Origin of the sequence: Buttiauxella sp. BIGb0471, from assembly GCF_024807715.1 — a bacterium.
In the GTDB taxonomy this organism is placed as follows: domain Bacteria; phylum Pseudomonadota; class Gammaproteobacteria; order Enterobacterales; family Enterobacteriaceae; genus Buttiauxella; species Buttiauxella agrestis.
The window spans coordinates 622342-643507 of sequence record NZ_JANUEU010000003.1 but is presented as its reverse complement, the minus strand read 5'-3'; the positions used below and the strand labels follow the sequence as shown (position 1 = coordinate 643507).

Annotated in this window: 22 protein-coding genes; 14 read left to right on the top strand and 8 right to left on the bottom strand. The window is 49.4% G+C overall.

Annotation, left to right across the window (positions count from 1 at the left end):
- Positions 1-9: 9 nt before the first annotated feature.
- Positions 10-951: an HTH-type transcriptional activator AaeR gene (gene aaeR / locus M2371_RS13730; RefSeq protein WP_172893097.1), complete on the bottom strand. Its 942-nt coding sequence runs from the start codon at positions 949-951 to the stop codon at positions 10-12.
- A gap of 159 nt (positions 952-1110) precedes the next feature.
- Between aaeR and aaeX the strand changes: the two genes are divergently transcribed.
- The 5 genes from aaeX (at position 1111) to M2371_RS13705 (ending at position 6063) form a co-directional block, all read left to right on the top strand.
- Complete coding sequence (gene aaeX / locus M2371_RS13725; RefSeq protein WP_034498893.1) at positions 1111-1314, top strand: p-hydroxybenzoic acid efflux pump operon protein AaeX; 204 nt, start codon at positions 1111-1113, stop codon at positions 1312-1314.
- A gap of 28 nt (positions 1315-1342) precedes the next feature.
- Entirely contained in the window at positions 1343-2254 is a 912-nt protein-coding gene (gene aaeA / locus M2371_RS13720) for a p-hydroxybenzoic acid efflux pump subunit AaeA (RefSeq protein WP_404979392.1), read from the top strand.
- Between the two features lie 12 nt (positions 2255-2266).
- Positions 2267-4228, top strand: coding sequence for a p-hydroxybenzoic acid efflux pump subunit AaeB (aaeB, locus tag M2371_RS13715; RefSeq protein ID WP_259267951.1), 1962 nt, complete (start codon positions 2267-2269; stop codon positions 4226-4228).
- Between the two features lie 74 nt (positions 4229-4302).
- Positions 4303-5757 (top strand): NAD-dependent succinate-semialdehyde dehydrogenase, encoded by a 1455-nt coding sequence (locus M2371_RS13710; RefSeq protein ID WP_259267950.1) that lies wholly within the window; start codon positions 4303-4305, stop codon positions 5755-5757.
- Between the two features lie 33 nt (positions 5758-5790).
- Positions 5791-6063: a hypothetical protein gene (locus tag M2371_RS13705; protein ID WP_034498890.1), complete on the top strand. Its 273-nt coding sequence runs from the start codon at positions 5791-5793 to the stop codon at positions 6061-6063.
- Positions 6064-6131: 68 nt separating this feature from the next.
- On the opposite strand, the gene yhcN (M2371_RS13700) is transcribed toward M2371_RS13705, so the two are convergent.
- The 3 genes from yhcN (M2371_RS13700) to argR all read right to left on the bottom strand — a co-directional run bounded on the left by yhcN (M2371_RS13700) (position 6132) and on the right by argR (position 7647).
- Positions 6132-6398, bottom strand: a complete 267-nt coding sequence (gene yhcN, locus M2371_RS13700; RefSeq protein WP_172893101.1) for a peroxide/acid stress response protein YhcN — start codon at positions 6396-6398, stop codon at positions 6132-6134.
- Positions 6399-6528: 130 nt separating this feature from the next.
- Entirely contained in the window at positions 6529-6792 is a 264-nt protein-coding gene (gene yhcN, locus M2371_RS13695) for a peroxide/acid stress response protein YhcN (protein WP_034498968.1), read from the bottom strand.
- A 384-nt stretch (positions 6793-7176) separates the two neighbouring features.
- Positions 7177-7647 carry a transcriptional regulator ArgR gene (gene argR, locus M2371_RS13690; RefSeq protein ID WP_034498888.1) on the bottom strand — a complete coding sequence of 157 codons (471 nt, stop codon included), beginning with the start codon at positions 7645-7647 and terminating at the stop codon, positions 7177-7179.
- 433 nt (positions 7648-8080) lie between these two features.
- Between argR and mdh the strand changes: the two genes are divergently transcribed.
- Positions 8081-9019, top strand: a complete 939-nt coding sequence (gene mdh / locus M2371_RS13685; RefSeq protein WP_034498887.1) for a malate dehydrogenase — start codon at positions 8081-8083, stop codon at positions 9017-9019.
- 70 nt (positions 9020-9089) lie between these two features.
- On the opposite strand, the gene degS is transcribed toward mdh, so the two are convergent.
- The 3 genes from degS to zapG all read right to left on the bottom strand — a co-directional run bounded on the left by degS (position 9090) and on the right by zapG (position 12199).
- Positions 9090-10157, bottom strand: a complete 1068-nt coding sequence (degS, locus tag M2371_RS13680) for an outer membrane-stress sensor serine endopeptidase DegS (RefSeq protein WP_034498886.1) — start codon at positions 10155-10157, stop codon at positions 9090-9092.
- An 86-nt stretch (positions 10158-10243) separates the two neighbouring features.
- A complete protein-coding gene (gene degQ / locus M2371_RS13675; protein WP_034498885.1) occupies positions 10244-11614 on the bottom strand; it encodes a serine endoprotease DegQ in 1371 nt (456 codons plus the stop codon).
- A 183-nt stretch (positions 11615-11797) separates the two neighbouring features.
- Positions 11798-12199 (bottom strand): Z-ring associated protein ZapG, encoded by a 402-nt coding sequence (gene zapG / locus M2371_RS13670; RefSeq protein WP_034498884.1) that lies wholly within the window; start codon positions 12197-12199, stop codon positions 11798-11800.
- Between the two features lie 180 nt (positions 12200-12379).
- Between zapG and zapE the strand changes: the two genes are divergently transcribed.
- The 8 genes from zapE (at position 12380) to M2371_RS13630 (ending at position 19680) form a co-directional block, all read left to right on the top strand.
- Entirely contained in the window at positions 12380-13498 is a 1119-nt protein-coding gene (gene zapE, locus M2371_RS13665; protein ID WP_259267949.1) for a cell division protein ZapE, read from the top strand.
- A gap of 248 nt (positions 13499-13746) precedes the next feature.
- Complete coding sequence (gene rplM / locus M2371_RS13660; protein WP_034459800.1) at positions 13747-14175, top strand: 50S ribosomal protein L13; 429 nt, start codon at positions 13747-13749, stop codon at positions 14173-14175.
- 14 nt (positions 14176-14189) lie between these two features.
- Positions 14190-14582: a 30S ribosomal protein S9 gene (rpsI, locus tag M2371_RS13655; protein WP_034459799.1), complete on the top strand. Its 393-nt coding sequence runs from the start codon at positions 14190-14192 to the stop codon at positions 14580-14582.
- 323 nt (positions 14583-14905) lie between these two features.
- Entirely contained in the window at positions 14906-15547 is a 642-nt protein-coding gene (sspA, locus tag M2371_RS13650; protein ID WP_034498882.1) for a stringent starvation protein SspA, read from the top strand.
- Positions 15548-15550: 3 nt separating this feature from the next.
- The gene (gene sspB / locus M2371_RS13645; protein ID WP_034498881.1) at positions 15551-16048 is read left to right on the top strand and encodes a ClpXP protease specificity-enhancing factor; all 498 of its coding nucleotides are present in this window, start codon (positions 15551-15553) and stop codon (positions 16046-16048) included.
- A gap of 185 nt (positions 16049-16233) precedes the next feature.
- A complete protein-coding gene (locus M2371_RS13640; protein ID WP_034498880.1) occupies positions 16234-17016 on the top strand; it encodes a transcriptional regulator NanR in 783 nt (260 codons plus the stop codon).
- 180 nt (positions 17017-17196) lie between these two features.
- Entirely contained in the window at positions 17197-18096 is a 900-nt protein-coding gene (gene nanA / locus M2371_RS13635) for an N-acetylneuraminate lyase (protein WP_259267948.1), read from the top strand.
- 90 nt (positions 18097-18186) lie between these two features.
- Positions 18187-19680 carry an MFS transporter gene (locus tag M2371_RS13630; RefSeq protein WP_259267947.1) on the top strand — a complete coding sequence of 498 codons (1494 nt, stop codon included), beginning with the start codon at positions 18187-18189 and terminating at the stop codon, positions 19678-19680.
- A gap of 59 nt (positions 19681-19739) precedes the next feature.
- Here the strand turns inward: M2371_RS13630 and M2371_RS13625 are convergent, their stop codons facing one another.
- Positions 19740-21158 carry a glutamate synthase small subunit gene (locus M2371_RS13625; RefSeq protein ID WP_034498877.1) on the bottom strand — a complete coding sequence of 473 codons (1419 nt, stop codon included), beginning with the start codon at positions 21156-21158 and terminating at the stop codon, positions 19740-19742.
- Between the last annotated feature and the right edge of the window lie 8 nt (positions 21159-21166).

Here is a 21166-nt window from a genome sequence, read left to right as displayed (position 1 = left end):
CTGCCCATTTTACCCCACGTCTTTACCGCGCCCTTTGCTGTCACGTACGCCTTGATAAAGATGCGAAACCTTCACGAAATACTCGGTCAGGTAGTTAATACAAACCTGTACTTTCAGAGGCAGCTTATCTTTTTCGGTATACAGTGCGTACACCGGACGAGGATCGGATTGATAGCTCGGCATTAAGATCTCAAGCGTCCCTTCATTGATCTCATCGATCACCCACATCAGCGGAACGTAAGCGATCCCGGCACCTATTTTTAACCAGCGGCTTAACGTCATGGGATCGTTGGTGACGAATCGCCCTTGCGGGATCATCTTCGTGGTAAGCCCTTCGGGCGCGATCAACTCGAATTCATTGTGCGGGCGAATGCTGTATTCAAGCCAGGAATGGCTGGCAAGATCGGCGGGCTTTTCTGGCGTGCCGTTTTGTTGCAGATAACTTTTCGCGGCACAAATTACCATCGGCATCGATCCGAGGCGTGTGGAGAACAGGCTTGAATCCTGCAAAGCACCGACACGAATAACCACGTCCAGACCATCGGCAATCAGGTCCGGCGCTGGGATACCCGTCACCAGGTTTACCGTCAATTCCGGGTATTCTTTGAGCATGTCAGCGGTCATGGACGCGAGGACATTTTGTGCCATAGTTGAAGAACTGCCGATACGTAGCGTGCCGATGGGCGTGTTGTTGAATGCATAAAGCTGCTCATGTACTGCTTGCGCTTCATGCAGCATTTTACGGCAGCCAAGAAAGTATATTTTACCGGCCTCGGTTAGCCCAATGCTGCGTGTGCTGCGGTTTAGCAACTTAACTTGCAACTCGTCTTCGAGTTTTGAAACCGTTTGGCTGATGGACGACACGCTCATTTCTAGCTGCCTGGCCGCGGCGGTAAAAGAGCCAAGTTCGACAACTTTGGCGAAAACCGACATGCGCTTAAGTCTTTCCATTGTTCACTCTGAGTGAAAAGTGATTTAGATCACAGATTATAGATAACGGGCTAACTATTGCGGTAATATATTATTAACAACACGACCCGTATCATTCGTTAGCTCAGCATTCCTGGCTGTCCCAGGGTTTGTGTCTTCTGTATTTTCTGCAAGGTTAACATGAGTCTATTTCCCGTTATCGTGATATTCGGTCTTTCTTTTCCGCCGATATTCTTCGAGCTGATTTTATCGCTGGCGTTGTTCTGGTTGGTTCGCCGTCTGCTGACTCCGACGGGAATTTATGATTTTGTCTGGCACCCGGCATTATTTAACACAGCGCTTTATTGCTGCCTGTTTTATCTGATCTCGCGCCTGTTTGTTTGAGGTTGATGTGAAAGCACTTACAACAAAAATGATCCGCACTGCCATCACACTAATTCTGGTGCTACTGGCTTTCATCGCTATCTACCGCGCCTGGGTGTTTTATACCGAATCACCGTGGACGCGTGACGCCCGCTTTACCGCAGACGTTGTCGCGATTGCACCCGATGTCTCTGGCTTAATTACCGATGTTAAGGTCCACGACAACCAACTGGTGAAGAAAGATCAGATTCTCTTCACTATCGATCAGCCTCGTTATCAGAAAGCTTTAGAACAAGCCCAAGCCGATGTTTCCTACTACCAGGTTTTAGCTGGCGAGAAGCGCCGTGAAGCCGGGCGTCGTAATTCATTAGGCACGCAGGCGATGTCGCGTGAAGAAATCGAACAGTCCAACAATGTGCTTCAGACGGTTTTACATCAGTTAGCCAAAGCTGAAGCAACCCGTGATTTAGCCGAACTGGACTTGCAACGTACCATCATTCGCGCACCAGCAGAAGGTTGGGTAACTAACCTGAATGTGTATACCGGAGAGTTTATTACCCGTGGCTCAACCGCTGTGGCGCTGGTCAAACGTGGCTCTTTCTACATTCTTGCCTACATGGAAGAAACCAAGCTTGACGGTATTCGCCCAGGATACCGGGTGCAAATTACACCGCTTGGCAGCAATCGTGTATTACGTGGAACGGTCGATAGCCTTTCTGCCGGGGTGACGAATGCCAGTAGCACCAGAGACAGTAAAGGTATGGCGACTGTTGATTCCAACCTGGAATGGGTGCGTCTGGCGCAACGTGTGCCGGTGCGAATCCATCTTGATGAGCAAGAAGCTAACCTTTATCCCGCCGGGACAACGGCAACGGTCGTAGTGACTGGAGATAAAGACCGTGATACCGACCACGACTCGGTATTCATCAAATTCATGCATCGTCTGCGTGAGTTCGGCTAAGCATAGGTTGATATGTATTTTATCTCGCGGTTACATCTGCGCTTTGCCATCAAGCTGGCCTTTGCCATCGTATTGGCAATGTTTGTCGGGTTTCATTTCCAGCTTGAAACCCCGCGCTGGGCGGTGCTGACAGCAGCTATCGTTGCGGCAGGCCCGGCGTTTGCCGCAGGCGGTGAACCCTATTCCGGCGCAATTCGCTACCGCGGGATGCTGCGTATTGTCGGCACCTTTATCGGTTGTTTTGCTGCTCTGTTTATTATCACCTTACTGATTCGTGCACCGGTAGTGATGCTGCTGGTGTGTTGTATCTGGGCTGGTTTTTGTACCTGGATTTCCTCACTGGTTAAAGTCGAGAATTCTTACGCGTGGGGGCTTTCCGGCTACACGGCGCTGATTATTATCGTCACAATTCAGGCCCATCCCCTTTTGACACCGCAGTTTGCGGTTGAGCGCTGCAGTGAAATCGTGATTGGTATTGTTTGCGCGATTCTTGCTGACTTGCTCTTTTCTCCACGTTCCATCAAACAAGAAATTGATCGCGAGTTAGATAATTTGCTGGTGGACCAATATCGGCTGATGCAGCTGTGTATTGCTCACGGCGATAAAGAGGTGGTTGATAAAGCGTGGGCAGGGCTTGTACGCCGCACCACGGCTCTCGAGGGGATGCGTACCAATCTCAATATTGAATCTTCTCGTTGGGGCCGGGCGAACCGCCGTCTGAAGGCAATCAATACCATTTCGCTTACGCTCATCACGCAGGCTTGCGAAACCTATCTGATTCAAAACACGCGGCCGGAATTCGTCACACCAGAGTTCCGTACGCTGTTTGAGGCGCCCGTGGAAACCGCTGCTGATGTCCATAAGAAGATGAAGGTTATCCGCAAATTCATTTTCTACGCCGGTGAGAAAAATACTCCCGTTACTATCAGCAGTTGGACTGGTGCAATCACCCGCTACCTTTTGCTAAAACGCGGTGTGGCCGGCAACACGCGTATAAGCGTTGTGGAAGAGGAAGTACTGACCCAGGAAGTGGTGGTCAAAGTGCAGTCTGCCGAAGGCCATCACGCAATGATCAACTTTTGGCGCACAACCGTTTCTTGCCTGCTTGGTAGCTTGTTCTGGTTGTGGACAGGCTGGACATCAGGAAGCGGAGCTATGGTTATGATTGCCGTCGTGACATCGCTGGCGATGCGCTTACCCAATCCGCGTATGGTGGCTCTCGACTTCTTATATGGGATGCTGGCGGCATTACCGCTAGGCGCTTTCTACTTCCTGGTTGTCATTCCTTCTACGCAACAAAGTATTCTACTGCTGTGTATTAGCCTCGGTTTGCTTGGTTTCTTTATCGGGATTGAAGTACAGAAACGACGTCTGGGCTCGATGGGCGCATTGGCTGGGACAATCAACATCATTGTTCTCGATAACCCGATGACGTTCCACCTCAACACTTTCCTGGACGGCGCGTTGGGGCAAATCGTGGGCTGTTTCCTGGCATTGATGGTGATATTGCTGATTCGCGATAACTCGAAAGAACGCACCGGTCGTACATTGTTGAACCAGTTTGTCTCGGCTGCGGTTTCAGCACTCACTACCAACAAAAATCGCCGTAAAGAGAACCATCTTCCTGCACTGTATCAGCAACTTTTCTTGTTGCTTAATACCTTTCCGGGGGATATCGACCGCTACCGTTTAGCGCTGATCTTGATTATTGCTCACCAGAGATTGCGCGATGCGCCGATTCCGGTGAATGACGATCTTTCTGCTTTCCATCGCCAACTGCGCAAAACGGCAGATCGCGTAATTTCAGCATCCAGCGACGACAAAAGGCGGCGTTACTTCCAGCAACTGCTGGAAGAATTAGATATCTACCAGGAAAAATTGCGTATCTGGGAGGCGCCATTACAGGTCACCGAGCCGGTACGACGATTAGCCGAGGTGCTGCATAAATACCAGCACGCATTCATCGCCGCCTGACCCGAGCCGACGCCATGCGTCGGCTTTTTTGTATCTATACTTACCAGATGCACAATTCATAACAGGAGAAAACTATGACAAATCAGGCACTCCAGGACAGTGAATTATTTAACACCGGTTATCTGGTCAATGGTGAATGGCGCAAACTCAGCGCAACCTTCGATGTTCTCAACCCCGCTACCGGCGAAGTTGTCGCGAAAGTGGCAAAAGCCGGTAAAAAAGAGGCGGAAGAAGCGATTGCCGCTGCGGCTAAAGCTTTCCCTGCATGGCGTGCAAAAACCGCCAAAGAACGTTCCACGATTCTCTATAAGTGGTTCCAGTTAATTATTGAGAACAAAGCCTGGCTCGGGCGCTTAATGACCACAGAACAAGGCAAACCGTTGAAAGAGGCGGAAGGCGAAGTCGAGTATGCCGCAAGCTTTATCCAGTGGTTTGCCGAGCAAGCCAAGCGTGCAAACGGTGAAATTATTCCTCCGGCGAAACCCGGCTCGCGAATTTTAGCCACCCGGGAGCCTATCGGCGTAGTTGCGGCTATCACGCCGTGGAACTTCCCAATGGCAATGCTGACTCGCAAACTCGGCCCGGCGCTTGCAGCGGGTTGTACCGGCGTGATTAAACCTGCTAATAACACTCCGCTGTCTGCATTTGCATTGCTGGCTCTGGCGAAGAAAGCCGGTGTCCCGGATGGTGTACTCAACGCTGTGGCGGGGAATACGCAAGAAATTAGCGATGCAATTATGGCCAGCCGCGACGTTCGCAAAATATCATTCACCGGTTCCACTGCAGTGGGTAAAACCCTGGTGCGTAATGCGGCTGAAACAATGAAAAAGGTTTCGATGGAGCTTGGCGGCAATGCGCCGTATATCGTCTTTGAAGACGCTAATATTGACGAAGCCGTGAAAGGGGCTGTCGCGAATAAATTCCGTAATGCAGGCCAGGTCTGCGTTAGCGTTAACCGTTTCTTTATTCACGAAAAGGTCTACGATCAGTTCGTTAACAAACTCGCTGATGCCGTTAAAGCCCTGAAAGTGGGTAATGGTCTCGAAGAAGGCGTTGTTGTAGGGCCATTAATTGAAAAATCTGCGGTCGATAAAGTCCGTGAACATGTTGAAGATGCGCAGGCGAAGGGCGGAAAAGTGCTGGTAGGCGGGAAGATCCATGAATTGGGTGGCAACTTCTGGCAGCCAACGGTGATAGTGGATGCCAACGATGATATGAAACTCGCGCAGGAAGAAACCTTTGGCCCGTTGGCCGCCTGCTTCAGTTTCAGAACGGAAGAGGAAGTGATTGAGCGAGCGAATAACACGCCATTTGGTTTAGCGGCCTACTTTTATACTCAGAATCTGGCCCGCGTATTCCGCGTCTCGCAAGCGATTGAAAGCGGGATGATTGGTATTAACGAATGCGCCGTTTCGACCGAGTTGGGGCCGTTTGGTGGTGTGAAAGAATCCGGACTGGGTCGGGAAGGTTCCGTGTTAGGTCTGGATGAGTTTCTCGAAGTCAAAACCTTGCATATTGGCGGGCTATAGTCACCACAATGCGAATGGGTTAGGTGGCAATCTATGAAAAAATACACCTTTGATTTTAGTCAGATAGAAGATCAGCCGGGATTCTATCGCCACTTTATCCAGGTTTTTCAACTTGAGAAAAAACAGGTTCACGATCTCGATAGTTTGTGGGATGTCGTCGTTGGGGATATTTTGCCGCTCCCGGTAGAGATTGAATTTGTTCATCTGCCAGAAATGCAAAGGCGGCGGTATGGCGCTTTGATTTTGCTTTTTGACGAAGCGGAAGAGGAGCTGGAAGGGCAATTGCGGTTTAACGTGCGTGGCTAACGCTGATTTAAACCCATAAAAAAGCCCCCGCGAGCGGGGGCAAAGTCGCCAGATTTGACGACGAGGGTTTATTTATACAGTTCAGCGGTGGCGTGCCAGGTATCGCCCGAACGTGCTTCGGTAATGCGATAAGCAGAGGCACCTTCCTGAGTCGCTTTCTGTGATAATTCATGACGCATATCCATTGGCGCACTACCCACCTGGCTTACTGAAATACTGCCCATGGATTGCATGTTTTGAGCTTGTTCGCTAGTGACCTGATGCGCGGCTGCATTAGCGCCGAAAGAGATCACGGAGAAAAGGCTAAGTGCCGCGATGGTTAATTTGGTTTTCATGATGTCTACTCCTGAATAAGTTTTTCAACGACCGGAAGGGCTTAACTGCATTTATTGTTCTTGGGGTCGTCATTTTGTTTAAACGGTATATCACTATTATTTATGGCTAACTTCTTATGGCTACCGACTGTTATTTGTACAGCTCAGCAGTTGCGTGCCATGCATCGCCAGAACGTGCTTCGGTGATACGGTAAGAAGAAGCACCTTGTTCTTCAGCTTTTTTATTCAACATCTGGTGCATATCCATTGGTGCGCTACCTACCTGGCTTACAGAAACGGAACCCATTGACTGAAGGTTCTGCGCTTGTTCAGCGTTGATAGAAGTGGCTGCGAATGCACCAAATGACAGCATTGAAAGCAGGCTAGCGGCTACTACAGTTGATTTCATGTTCATGATTTTTACCTCGTCGTATTCTTTTATTGGGGTCTTCATTTCGTGACCCTCATCACAAAATCAAGTATACACTAATAACTCACAAAATTAATACCCTGCTAATTATTCTCTATGAAACTTTACAATAATAGAGGCTCTTGATATTACGTAAAGTTATTAAAAAGTCGTATATGTTGCTGTTTTAATGTTAAATATAAGTAAAAACAATGAGATGCCAGACTTTGATTTTTTGTGCGGTTTATCACATAACTAGCTGATGCAAGCAAGATTTAGGCTTAGGAAGAAGTTAAAACCGGGAGTTACTGACAATGGATGTGAGCAGGGGGATTGTTACGAAAGTGTTGTTCCCGTTGTTCATTCACAACGGGAATGGAGTATTAACGCTTACAGTTCTTGTTCAAACAGCACCAGGATCGCTTCATACAATTCTTTCACAGTGAAGTTTTTCGCGGGAGTGGTAAAGATAGTGTCATCCCCGGCAATGGTTCCCAGAATACCTTCCGCTTTACCTAAAGAATCCAGCAGGCGCGCAATAAGCTGCGCAGCACCAGGACTGGTATGAATGACCACCACGGCATCATTGTAATCAATATCCAACACCAGATTTTTTAGCGGGCTGGAAGTGGTTGGCACGCCAAGCTCTGCCGGTAAGCAATACACCATTTCCATTTTTGCGTTGCGGGTACGCACGGCGCCGAACTTTGTCAGCATGCGAGAAACTTTGGACTGATTAATATTTTCAAAACCATCGTTTTGCAATGCATGGACGATCTCGCCCTGAGAACTGAATTTCTCTTCTTTTAATAGTGCTTTGAATGCTTTGACTAATTCTTCTTGTTTTGAGGAAATACGCATAGGTTACCCATTTAAAGGTCAACAAAGATAACATTATTATGCATTTAAATGAATTATTATGCAAATGAATGGCAGGTTGTCAGCCTGAAATAATGTTATGAAAGAGGCGGATTTTATCAAATTTTGTTATCGAGGAACATGCCTTCGTCACGACTCGAAAATATGTAGGTAAGTAAATCAAATGTTATCAAAATGATGTTGTTTTGCTGCGTAGGGAGGGGTAATGTAACCGCCGTTGATGTGACAACATCAGGTTGTGACCGGGCGCTCAGGCGTCGTTTCCACCCGGTGAGTAAATGCAGCAGTAACGCTTCAGGGATGCGTAACTTCGCAAACCTTAAGCGGGAAGATTGTAATTACCCCTTCTCTGGATTATGGTCGCCACCGCATGGAGTTACGGCACCTATTTGCTAACCATAATAAGGAGTTTAGGATGAAAGTTGCAGTCCTCGGCGCAGCAGGCGGAATCGGCCAGGCGCTTGCCCTTCTACTCAAGACCCAACTGCCTTCAGGTTCAGAACTCTCTCTGTATGATATTGCACCGGTAACCCCAGGTGTTGCAGTCGATCTGAGTCATATCCCTACTGATGTGAAAATTAAAGGTTTCTGCGGTGAAGATGCTACACCAGCGCTGGTGGGTGCTGATGTCGTTCTTATCTCCGCCGGTGTCGCTCGTAAGCCAGGTATGGATCGCTCTGACCTGTTTAACGTCAACGCGGGAATCGTTAAAAATCTGGTTCAACAGATTGCTAAAACTTGCCCGAAAGCCTGTATCGGTATCATCACGAACCCGGTGAATACCACTGTTGCTATCGCAGCTGAGGTGCTGAAAAAAGCAGGTGTGTACGATAAGAACAAACTGTTTGGCGTGACTACGCTAGACATCATCCGCTCCAACACCTTTGTTGCGGAACTGAAAGGTAAACAGCCGACCGAGATCGAAGTCCCTGTCATCGGTGGCCACTCTGGCGTGACTATTCTGCCATTGCTGTCTCAGATCCCAGGCGTAAGCTTCACCGAGCAAGAAGTTGCTGACCTGACTAAACGTATCCAGAATGCGGGCACTGAAGTTGTGGAAGCGAAAGCGGGTGGCGGGTCTGCAACTCTGTCAATGGGTCAGGCTGCTGCACGTTTTGGTCTGTCTCTGGTACGTGCGCTGCAAGGCGAAAGCAACGTGGTTGAATGTGCGTATGTAGAAGGCAACGGCGAGCACGCTCGTTTCTTCTCTCAGCCATTGCTGCTGGGCAAAAACGGTATCGCTGAGCACAAGTCTTACGGCAAACTGAGTGCGTTTGAGCACCAGGCGCTGGAAGGCATGCTGGATACTCTGCAGAAAGACATTACCCTTGGCGAAGAGTTTGTTAACAAATAAACCCTGCGCTTAAGCGAAAAAAAACCGGAACACTGATTCCGGTTTTTTATTGCCTGCAATTCACTGCTTATTAGTTAGTGGCTGGATATTCCTGAATCGTTACCTGCAACGTCAGCTTTTTATCTTCACGCATCACTTCAACAGGAATGACTGAGCCTGGGCGAATCTCCGCTACCTGGTCCATTGTCCCCAATGCGGATATAGCCGGTTTATGGTTCACGGAGATAATCACGTCATTAACCAAAAGACCTGCTTTTGCTGCCGGGCCATCAGGGGTAACTTCATTAACGATGATCCCTTGAATTTGATCGATACCCGTTGCCGGGCCATGCAATGGCGTAATCTCACGGCCGCCAATACCAATATAGCCACGAATTACGCGTCCATCGCGGATCAGCTTATCCATAATTTTTGTCGAAAGCTGAGTCGGGATCGCAAAGCCGATACCTTCAGGGGTTTCGCCATCGTTGCTTTTATCAAACGACAATGTATTTATGCCCATCAGCTCGCCGAGGGAATTGACCAGCGCACCACCGGAGTTACCATGATTAATCGAGGCGTCCGTTTGCAGGAAAGACTGGCGGCCAGAAGGGCTAAGGCCAATACGGCCGGTAGCACTAATAATCCCCTGAGTAATAGTTTGCCCGAGGTTATACGGGTTACCAATCGCCATCACGACATCGCCAATATGTGGCATGCGTTTATTATTGATAGGGATGACAGGGAGATTGGTGGCGTTAATTTTCAGCACTGCTAAATCAGTCAGGCTATCTGAGCCAACCAATAAAGCTTCAAACACTCGGCCATCTTGCAGAGCAACGATGATTTGCTCGGCATCATTAATGACGTGTTTGTTAGTAATGATGTAGCCGCGTTCATCCATGATGACGCCAGAGCCGAGGGTTTTAATTTCTAACTGATTTTGTGAATTGTTCCCAACACTACGGTTGTAAACGTTAACCACAGCAGGCGCAGCGCGTCGCACCGCAGTGTTGTAGCTCAGCGGAGTTTCATCGGCACTGTCAAACTTCGAGGGTGCTAAGGGGATGATTTTCTGGCGCAGTGAAGGTAACGATACCAACAATATGCCAGCCACAATCAGGCCAATCACCACCGAGCGTAATATCTTCAGAAACATGGATTTGTATTAGTTAATAATAAGCCGGGAGCAGAATAGCATGAGTTAATCGGACATCGTATAGAGATGTCCGATTACTGAGCAGATTAGCGTACTAAGAGATAGATACTTTCTTCGCCGCGAGCCACATGCAAAGCAATAACGTCTGGTTTAGTTTCCAGAACCTTACGCATCTCCGCAATGCTTGAAACTCTTTCGCGGTTTACACCAATGATGAAATCGTCTTTGTGCAGTCCCGCTTGTGCGGCTGGCGTACCTTTTTCAACGCTGTCGAGTTTGACGCCTTTAGTACCATCTTTGAGCTGACCATCGCTTAACGTCGCCCCCTGCAAGGCTGGCATAATTAGCTCGGCGTTCGCAGATGATGCGGTGCTCTTATCAAGCGTAACACTCACTTCAAGTGGTTTGCCGTCGCGCAGCAAGCCTAGTTTCACTACGGTTCCAGGCTCAGTAGTGGCAATTTTTGCGCGCAATTCGGCAAAGCTACTGATGGTTTTACCATTCAGGCTGGTAATCACATCACCCGCTTTCACGCCTGCTTTTGCTGAACCCGATTGCGGTAAGACTTCGCTGACAAATGCGCCACGTTGGGTGGTCAGGTTGAATGCTTTGGCAATATCAGCACTCATCTCGGTGCCTTTAATACCAAGCAAGCCACGCTTGATCTCGCCAAATTGCATCAACTGTTTGGCCAGAGTCTGCGCCATATTGCTGGGGATAGCAAAGCCGATACCGACGCTGCCGCCGCTTGGTGCGAGGATGGCGGTGTTAATACCAATAAGTTCGCCGTTCAAATTCAGCAATGCGCCGCCGGAATTACCACGGTTAATAGAGGCATCGGTCTGGATAAAGTTTTCCAGCCCTTCCAGGTTCAGACCGCTACGACCTAAAGCCGAAACAATCCCTGACGTTGCCGTTTGCCCCAGGCCGAATGGGTTTCCGACCGCAACGGCAAAATCCCCAACGCGCAGCTTATCGGAGTCGGCAACGGCGATTTGAGTCAGGCCACTCGCGTTCTGAATTTGAATCAGCGCGATATCACTTTGGTCATCGCCGCCAATCAGTTTGGCATCAAATTCACGCCCATCATTGAGCTGCACGCTGATTTTTTCGGCATGATTGATGACGTGATTGTTAGTCAGCACATAACCTTTTTCGGCATTAATAATCACGCCTGAACCCAAACCCTCAAAAGGCTGGGCTTCTGAAGGAGGCATGTCATCGCCAAAGAATTTCTTAAACTCTTCCGGGACTTTCTGGGCAGGTGCTGCCGCTGTCCCTTCTACCTGAACACTCACCACGGCAGGTAAAACTTTTTCCAGCATCGGTGCAAGGCTTGGCAAAGCCGGTTGACCCGGAATTTGTGCTGGCAACGCCGCATTCACCTGAGATGTCACACCGAACGTCAGTCCGACGCTTAACGCTAAGGCACTCAACAACAGTGTTTGTTTCTTCATTGATGGCTTGCTCTCGTGACCTGAACCTGGAAAAGGAAAACCCGATAACACTCCGATGTTATTGAAATATCAGCCGGGTAACAATGCTGTTATAGAGTGAAGTAACACAAGTAAATGATAGCTGTGCTGGAGAGAGATTGGGGTACGAAAGCGGTACCCCAAGAAAATATTCTGGATTTGTGATTAATCGCGTTTTGCGCGTTCGGTACGCAGCAAACCGGATGCGCCATCAGAGTAGTCACGCGGCATCTGCACCGGTGCCTGATCGTTGCTGGCTTCAGACTCAGCAAGGCGATTGCGGAATGGATTCTCTTCGGCTGACATTTCAGGCAGCAGGCTGCTGGAGCTTTTTGCCATGTGTTGATAAAGCTGGCGATAATCATGTGCCATGTTGTCCAGCAACTCGGCGCTGCGGGCAAAGTGGCTGACTAACTCTTCGCGGTACTCTTCAAGTTCTGCTTTGTTTTTCTCAATCTCGTACTGCATTGCCTGCTGCTGACGCAGCTTGCGGTTGCCAAAACGCATAGCAACTGCACCAACGATGATGCCAACAACTAACCCAATTAGCGCATATTCCCAGGTCATGAACTTCTCCCGTTGTCTTGTGTTTCCGTAGGGTAATGTAGCCACTATAACCGTTAACCTAAGAGAAGTGGAATCCTGACGCAGCATCGCTTAGGGTAGAACGGCCTTTTTTTCGACAACCGTCCCTTTTTGAGCATTAAGTAAACGGCAATCCGATTTTTAAGGAAATACCATAATACCATGCAAAATCTCTCCCCAGCATCGCGCTATCAACAAGCCCTGAATGAGGGCAGCTACCAACCTGATGATGTTCAGCGTGAGGCCGTAACCCGGTTGGACGCTATCTGGCAGGCTTTGAGCCAGCAAAAGCCGACTGAGCCTGTGAATGGTGGTTTCTTTGGCAAACTCTTTAGCAAACGTAATGTCGCGGTGAGTCAGGAATCGGTTCGCGGGTTGTATATGTGGGGCGGAGTAGGGCGCGGAAAAACCTGGCTCATGGATATGTTTTTTCAGAGTCTACCTGGCGAACGCAAGTTACGGCTGCATTTCCACCGTTTTATGCTGCGAGTCCATGAAGAGTTGGCGGCGCTTCAGGGGCAAACCGATCCCCTGGAAGTGATTGCTGACCGTTTCAAAGCAGAAACAGACGTTCTATGCTTCGATGAATTTTTTGTCTCTGACATTACAGATGCCATGCTGCTTGGCACGCTGATGCAAGCTTTGTTCGCGCGTGGGATCACGCTGGTGGCTACATCTAATATTCCGCCTGATGAATTGTACCGTAACGGCTTGCAGCGCCCGCGCTTCATCCCTGCGATTGATGCCATTAAACGGCACTGTGAAGTGATGAATGTCGATGCCGGTATTGATTACCGACTGCGAACGCTGACTCAGGCACACCTCTGGCTTTCTCCGTTGAACGACGAAACCGCGCAGCAGATGGAAAAACTCTATGCCGCGTTAGCAGGTACGGCGAGGGAAGGGGAACCGGTGCTCGAAATCAACCACCGCCCGTTAGCCACGTTAGGTTTGGCGAATCAGACACTGGCGGTAGATTTCAATACGCTGTGCGTTGACGCCCGCAGTCAGCATGACTACATCGCGCTCTCACGCCTCTTCCACACTGTGATTCTATTTAATGTGCCCGTGATGAACACCCGTAACGAAAATGAAGCGCGGCGGTTCATTGCGTTGGTGGACGAGTTTTACGAGCGTCACGTCAAATTGGTGGTTTCAGCGCAGGTTCCGCTGTTCGAGATTTACCAGGGGGAGAGATTGCGCTTTGAATTCCAGCGCTGTCTGTCGCGTCTGCAAGAAATGCAAAGTGAAGAGTATTTACGCTTGTCGCATATGCCGTGAACCGCAGTTTGAACGCAGAGTGACCATAAAGTGTGACAAAAACTACAAAAAGGTTCGACCTTTAGGGGCGACTTCCCTATAATCTTGCGACCCCACGTTACAACCAAAGTTTTTTTCCCAAAACTTGGTCGTGCTGGCATTGGCTATTCGAAGGGGTAGGTTTGCCGGACTTTGTCGTGTGAACCTTGAACTGATTTTAAACGTTTGGGTGAACACCTACGTGTAACTATATATTGGGTAAGCTTTTAATGAAAACTTTTACAGCTAAACCAGAAACCGTACAGCGCGACTGGTTCGTTGTTGACGCTGACGGTAAGACCTTAGGTCGCCTGGCTACTGAATTGGCTCGCCGTCTGCGCGGTAAGCACAAAGCGGAATACACTCCGCACGTTGATACTGGTGATTACATCATCGTTCTGAACGCAGAAAAAGTTGCTGTAACCGGCAACAAGCGTACTGACAAAGTGTATTACCATCACACCGGCCACATCGGTGGTATCAAACAAGCGACCTTTGAAGAGATGATTGCCCGCCGTCCTGAGCGTGTGATTGAAATCGCGGTTAAAGGCATGCTGCCAAAGGGCCCGCTGGGCCGTGCTATGTTCCGTAAACTGAAAGTTTACGCGGGCACCGAGCACAACCACGCGGCACAGCAACCGCAAGTTCTGGACATTTAATCGGGATTATGGCAATGGCTGAAAATCAATACTACGGCACTGGTCGCCGCAAAAGTTCCGCAGCTCGCGTGTTTATCAAACCGGGCAGCGGCAAAATCATCATCAACCAACGTTCTCTGGAACAGTACTTCGGTCGTGAAACTGCCCGCATGGTAGTTCGTCAGCCGCTGGAATTGGTTGATATGGTTGAGAAATTCGATCTGTACATCACTGTTAAAGGTGGTGGTACTTCTGGTCAGGCTGGTGCGATCCGTCACGGTATCACCCGCGCTCTGATGGAGTACGACGAGTCCCTGCGTGGCGAACTGCGTAAAGCTGGTTTCGTTACTCGTGATGCTCGTGAAGTTGAACGTAAGAAAGTCGGTCTGCGTAAAGCACGTCGTCGTCCTCAGTTCTCCAAACGTTAATTGTCCTCTGCTCTTGCAGAATACAATTCGCGAAAAGCCCGGTCTTGTACCGGGTTTTTTTATGCCTGAAAATTATATTTAGCGTTGCTAACTATTTGATGTTGAATGTATTTCAGACGAATTCCAGATCCATTCCCCACAAAACCCGTAAAATCTGGTAAACTATCAACCAATTTTCTGCCCAAAGGTCGGCATCCGGTTGTTTTCGCCTTGTTTTCTGGCGACTGGTGGTTTTCCGGCGTATCTGGGTATCAAACGGTCAGGTTAGTTGCCGCTTTCTGCGGCCATTAGCAGTAATTTTCTGAATAAACTTGGAGGTTTTCATGGCTGTCGCTGCCAACAAACGTTCGGTGATGACGCTGTTTTCCGGTCCTACTGACATCTATAGCCACCAGGTACGTATCGTCCTGGCTGAAAAAGGTGTTAGCGTTGAAATTGAGCATGTGGAAACGGATAACCTGCCTCAGGATCTGATTGACCTCAACCCAAATCACAGCGTACCGACCCTGGTTGACCGCGAACTTACTCTGTGGGAATCCCGCATCATCATGGAATATCTTGATGAGCGTTTCCCGCACCCACCATTAATGCCGGTTTACCCGGTTGCACGTGGTGAAAGTCGCCTGTACATGCATCGTATCCAGAAAGACTGGTATTCCCTGATGCACATCGTGATGAACGGTTCTGCTCAAGAAGCTGATGCTGCACGCAAGCAATTACGTGAAGAATTGCTGGCAATCGCACCTGTATTTACTCAGAAACCTTTCTTCCTGAGTGATGAGTTCAGTCTGGTAGATTGCTACCTGGCACCACTGCTGTGGCGTTTGCCGCAGATGGGTATTGAGCTGACAGGCGCAGGTTCTAAAGAGATGAAAGGTTATATGACTCGCGTATTTGAGCGTGATTCATTCCTCGCTTCTCTGACCGAGCCTGAGCGCGAAATGCGTCTGCAAACCCGGGGCTAATTGATGGATATGTCACAATTGTCACCACGTCGTCCGTATCTACTTCGTGCTTTTTACGAGTGGCTGCTGGATAACCAGCTCACACCGCATCTGGTGGTGGATGTGACATTGCCTGGCGTACATGTTCCTATGGAATATGCTCGCGACGGGCAAATTGTCCTGAATATTGCACCACGTGCAGTAGGAAACCTGGAATTGGCCAACGGTGATGTGCGTTTTAACGCGCGCTTCGGTGGTGTGCCACGCCAGGTATTTGTTCCTATGGCCGCGGTTCTGGCTATTTATGCTCGTGAAAACGGCGCTGGCACAATGTTCGAACCAGAAGCCAGTTATGACGAAGATGTTGAAAGTCATAATGATAACGAGCAGTTGTCGTCTGATTCAGAAATGGTCATGCAAGTGATTGATGGCTCACGCCCCGATCACGATGAAGATGACAACGACCCGGATAACGAGCCACCTCCACGTGGTGGTCGTCCGGCGCTGCGCGTAGTGAAGTAATTCAACGATATTATCCGCGTAGCTTGCCAGTAAAAATGCAAATCGAAGCCAGTCTCAGGACTGGCTTTTTATTGCCTTAAATAAACCTGGCAACTGCATCTTTACGTAAGCCAAGATTTGCTGTGTTATGATTCGACAATACTATTTGTCATGCTTCTTCCCTAAAACGGCCAATTCCCGACGCTATGAGCACATTTGACGAGCAACCATCTGAGATGACAGAAACCATCGGGCATACGATGCGCCGTCGTCCTCTTGCGCGTAAAAAACTCTCGGAAATGGTGGAAGAAGAACTTGAGCAGATGATTCGCAGACGTGAGTTTGCAGAGGGTGAGCAATTACCGTCTGAACGTGAGCTGATGGCATTTTTTAATGTTGGACGCCCTTCAGTGCGTGAAGCCCTGGCAGCACTAAAACGAAAAGGTTTGGTGCAAATCAGTAATGGCGAGCGCGCTCGCGTATCTCGCCCTTCAGCAGATACCATTATTGGTGAGTTATCTGGCGTGGCAAAAGATTTCCTTTCGCGGCCAGGTGGCATTGCCCATTTCGAACAGCTACGTATGTTCTTTGAATCCAGCCTGGTCCGCTATGCCGCTGAATTCGCGACAGATGAACAAATAGCCCGCCTTGCAAAAGCGCTTGAGCTGAATAATCAGGCTCTGGATGATAACGAACTCTTTATTCGATCCGACATCGAATTCCACCGTGAACTGGCAGAGATCCCTGATAATCCGATCTTCATGGCCGTGCATGTTGCCTTGCTCGACTGGTTGATCGCCGCGCGGCCAACGGTTGCTCAGGATATTTTGCATGCCCATAATAATGTGAGCTATCAGCAGCATATTGAAATTTATAATGCAATTCTGGCACGCGATCCTGATGCTGCTGACAGTGCATTAAAAGCCCATTTAAAAAGCGTTTTCGCCTCCTATTACCCCACGCCCCGTAAACGCACCGCAAAAAAATAGCAGTGCTAATTTGAGATCCTCCCCACGTCTAAGTAAGTAATTTCTGATCACCCATCATTATTTCATATGAGCCAGATCTCATCCTGACCTCTTCGATATGTGGTGTTTACTTTTTGATCTGGTATAACAGGTATAAAGGTATCCCGTATCATTTAAATATCAGACAACAAAGAGGCGTTTATGGCACAGAATCTTCGCGGTGTGATGCCCGCATTGCTTACTCCGTTTAACCCGCAACAACAGATCGACACCGACAGTTTGCGCCGTCTGGTTCGTTTCAATATCGAGCAGGGTATCGATGGCCTTTATGTCGGTGGTTCCACTGGCGAAGCATTTTTGCAGACCACACAAGAACGTGAGCAAGTGCTGGAAATTGTCGCCGAAGAAGCGAAAGGCAAGGTGACGTTAATTGCACATGTGGGGGGTATCAGCACTCATGAGAGTCAGACGCTGGCGAGTGCCGCACATCGTTATGGATTCGACGCCGTCTCAGCGGTCACACCATTTTATTATCCGTTCAGCTTCAATGAACACTGCGACCACTACCGCGCAGTCATCGATTCGTCGGGTGGGCTGCCGATGGTGGTTTACAACATTCCGGCTCTGAGCGGTGTGAAGCTCTCGCTTGAACAGATTGATACTTTAATCAGCTTGCCGGGCGTTGGGGCGTTAAAGCAAACCTCAGGTGATCTCTACCAGATGGAGCAGATCCGTCGTGCTCATCCGGATCTGGTGCTCTACAACGGTTATGACGAGATCTTCGCCTCTGGCCTGTTGGCAGGGGCTGACGGCGGTATTGGCAGCACTTACAACGTAATGGGCTGGCGATATATGGCCATTAAAAATGCCTTACAGGAAGGCGATGTTCAACGAGCCAGACAGCTTCAAAGTGAGTGCAACAAGGTCATTGATTTGCTGATTAAAGTCGGTGTTTTCCGCGGGCTGAAAACAATTCTGCATTATATGGATGTGCTGGCAGTGCCGCTTTGTCGCAAACCTTTTGCACCGGTTGAGGAGCAATATCTGCCTGAGCTTAAAGCACTCGCGACGCAGCTTCAGAAAGAACGCGCCGCGCTCTGAATGGCATATGCAAACCGTGGTGCCGTAAACCATACCTAATCAGACCTAACCAGAGGGCGGGTTTTTGCGAACTCGCACCGGGAGTGCTTTATGAATAACACTGCCCAACAGATCCCGTGGTACCGCCATTTAACTAAGCCGCAATGGAAAGCATTTTCAGCAGCATGGATTGGCTACTTATTGGATGGTTTTGATTTTGTCTTGATAGCGTTAGTACTGACTGAAATTCAAAGTGAATTTGGCCTGACAACTGTTCAGGCGGCGAGTCTTATCTCAGCGGCGTTTATTTCACGCTGGTTTGGTGGGCTGGTATTAGGCGCGATGGGCGATCGCTATGGCCGCAAACTCGCCATGATAACCAGTATCGTGTTGTTTTCTTTCGGGACGTTGGCGTGTGGTTTCGCTCCTGGTTTTACCACTATGTTCCTGGCCCGGCTACTGATTGGCATGGGGATGGCGGGGGAATACGGCTCCAGTGCGACCTATGTGATTGAAAGCTGGCCGAAACACCTGCGTAATAAAGCGAGTGGCTTTTTGATATCTGGCTTTTCTGTCGGCGCAGTGATTGCCGCTCAGGTATATAGCGTTGTGGTTCCAGCATGGGGTTGGCGCGCGCTATTTTTCATCGGTATTTTGCCTATTATTTTCGCGCTGTGGCTGCGTAAAAACATCCCTGAGGCTGAAGACTGGAAAGAGAAGTTTGCTGATACAAAACCGACCAAAACCATGGTGGACATTTTGTACCGTGGCGAGCATCGGTTTATAAATATCGGCCTGACCATTGTCGTCGCAACAGCGCTTTATTTCTGCTTCGCCGGTAATCTTGGCAATGCGGTACTTGTCGCAGTATTGGGTTTAATCTGCGCCGCCATATTCATTAGCTTCATGGTGCAAAGCAGCGGCAAGCGCTGGCCGACCGGTGTGACCTTAATGGTCGTCGTATTCTTTGCCTTCCTCTACTCCTGGCCGATTCAGGCGTTGCTGCCAACCTATCTGAAAACGGAACTGGCCTACAACCCAACAACCGTGGCGCATGTTCTGTTCTTTAGCGGATTTGGTGCCGCTGTCGGCTGTTGCGTGGGAGGATTCCTGGGGGATTGGTTAGGTACACGTAAAGCCTATGTCTGTAGCCTGCTGGTGTCTCAACTACTGATCATTCCTGTTTTCGCCATCGGCGGCGGAAATATCTGGGTCCTGGGTTTACTGCTGTTCTTCCAACAGATGTTAGGCCAGGGAATTTCAGGGATTTTGCCTAAGTTGATTGGCGGTTACTTTGATACTGAACAGCGTGCTGCGGGACTTGGTTTTACCTATAACGTTGGTGCATTAGGCGGGGCACTCGCTCCGATTATTGGCGCCACTATTGCGCAACGTCTTGATTTAGGGACTGCACTGGCATCGCTTTCGTTTAGCCTGACATTCGTGGTTATTTTGTTGATTGGCCTGGATATGCCATCGCGTGTTCAGCGCTGGATCCATCCGCAGGCGGTGCGAACGCACGATGCCATTGATGGTAAACCATTTAGTGGAGCAATTAAGATGGGCACGGCTAAGAGTCGGGTCATGCAAAAAGCGGTGAAATAACAAAGCATAAAAAAGCCCGGTGACTTTAGTATCACCGGGCTTTTTTGCATTTTAGTTTGTTAGACTTCGAGGAAGTTCAGGATCCCGTCAGCGGCTTTACGGCCTTCGGCGATAGCTGTAACCACCAGGTCAGAACCACGAACGGCGTCACCACCGGCAAAGATTTTCGGGTTGCTGGTCTGGAATGGGTTATCGCTGCCTTCCGGTGCCAGAATACGTCCCTGGCTATCCAACTCAACGCTGTGTTTTTCTAACCACTGCATGGCGTGAGGACGGAAACCAAACGCCATAATGACGGCATCGGCAGGGACAACATGCTCAGAACCGGCAACGATCTCTGGACGGCGGCGGCCATTGGCATCCGGCGCACCCAGCTCGGTACGCGCAACTTTCACGCCTGATACGCGACCATTGGCATTCACTTCCACACCAAGTGGCTGCACGTTGAACTGGAACTCAACACCCTCTTCACGCGCATTTTTCACTTCGCGTTTAGAACCTGGCATGTTCTCTTCATCACGACGATAAGCACAGATAACGTGCGTTGCGCCCTGGCGAACCGAACTACGCACGCAGTCCATCGCGGTATCACCACCGCCAAGTACCACAACACGTTTGCCTGACATATCCACATATGGCTCTTCTGGTGAATCACCGAAGCCCATAATTTTCTTGGTGTTAGCGATGAGGAACGGCAGAGCATCAAATACGCCTGTCGCATCTTCATTTTCTAAACCACCACGCATGGACTGGTAAGTCCCCACGCCCAGGAATACCGAATCAAACTCTTTCAGCAGGTCGTCAATGTGAACATCGCGGCCAACTTCAGTATTCAGTTTGAATTCGATACCCATGCCGCTAAAGATCTCACGGCGTTTAGTCATCACTTCTTTTTCCAGTTTGAACGCTGGAATACCGAAGGTCAGCAGGCCACCAATTTCTGGATGGCGGTCATAAACTACCGCTTTCACACCGTTACGCGCTAACACGTCGGCACATGCCAGGCCAGCAGGACCAGCACCGATGATAGCGACGCGTTTACCGGTTTGTTTCACGCCAGTCAGGTCTGGTTTCCAGCCCATCTCAATCGCTTTATCGTTGATATAGCGCTCGATGTTACCGATGGTCACGGCTCCAAACTCATCATTGAGCGTACAAGAACCTTCGCACAGACGGTCTTGCGGGCAAACGCGACCACATACTTCCGGCAGGCTGTTTGTCTGGTGAGACAGTTCAGCCGCTTCGATAATGCGCCCTTCATTGGCCAGTTTCAGCCAGTTGGGAATGTAGTTATGTACTGGGCATTTCCATTCACAGTACGGGTTGCCGCACGACAGGCAGCGATCTGCCTGCGCTTTAGCCTGGCCTTCTGAGAACGGCTCGTAAATTTCCACAAATTCAATTTTACGGATCTTGAGCGGTTTCTTTGGCGGATCAACGCGCTGTAAGTCGATAAATTGATAAACGTTTTGACTCATCGTGACCT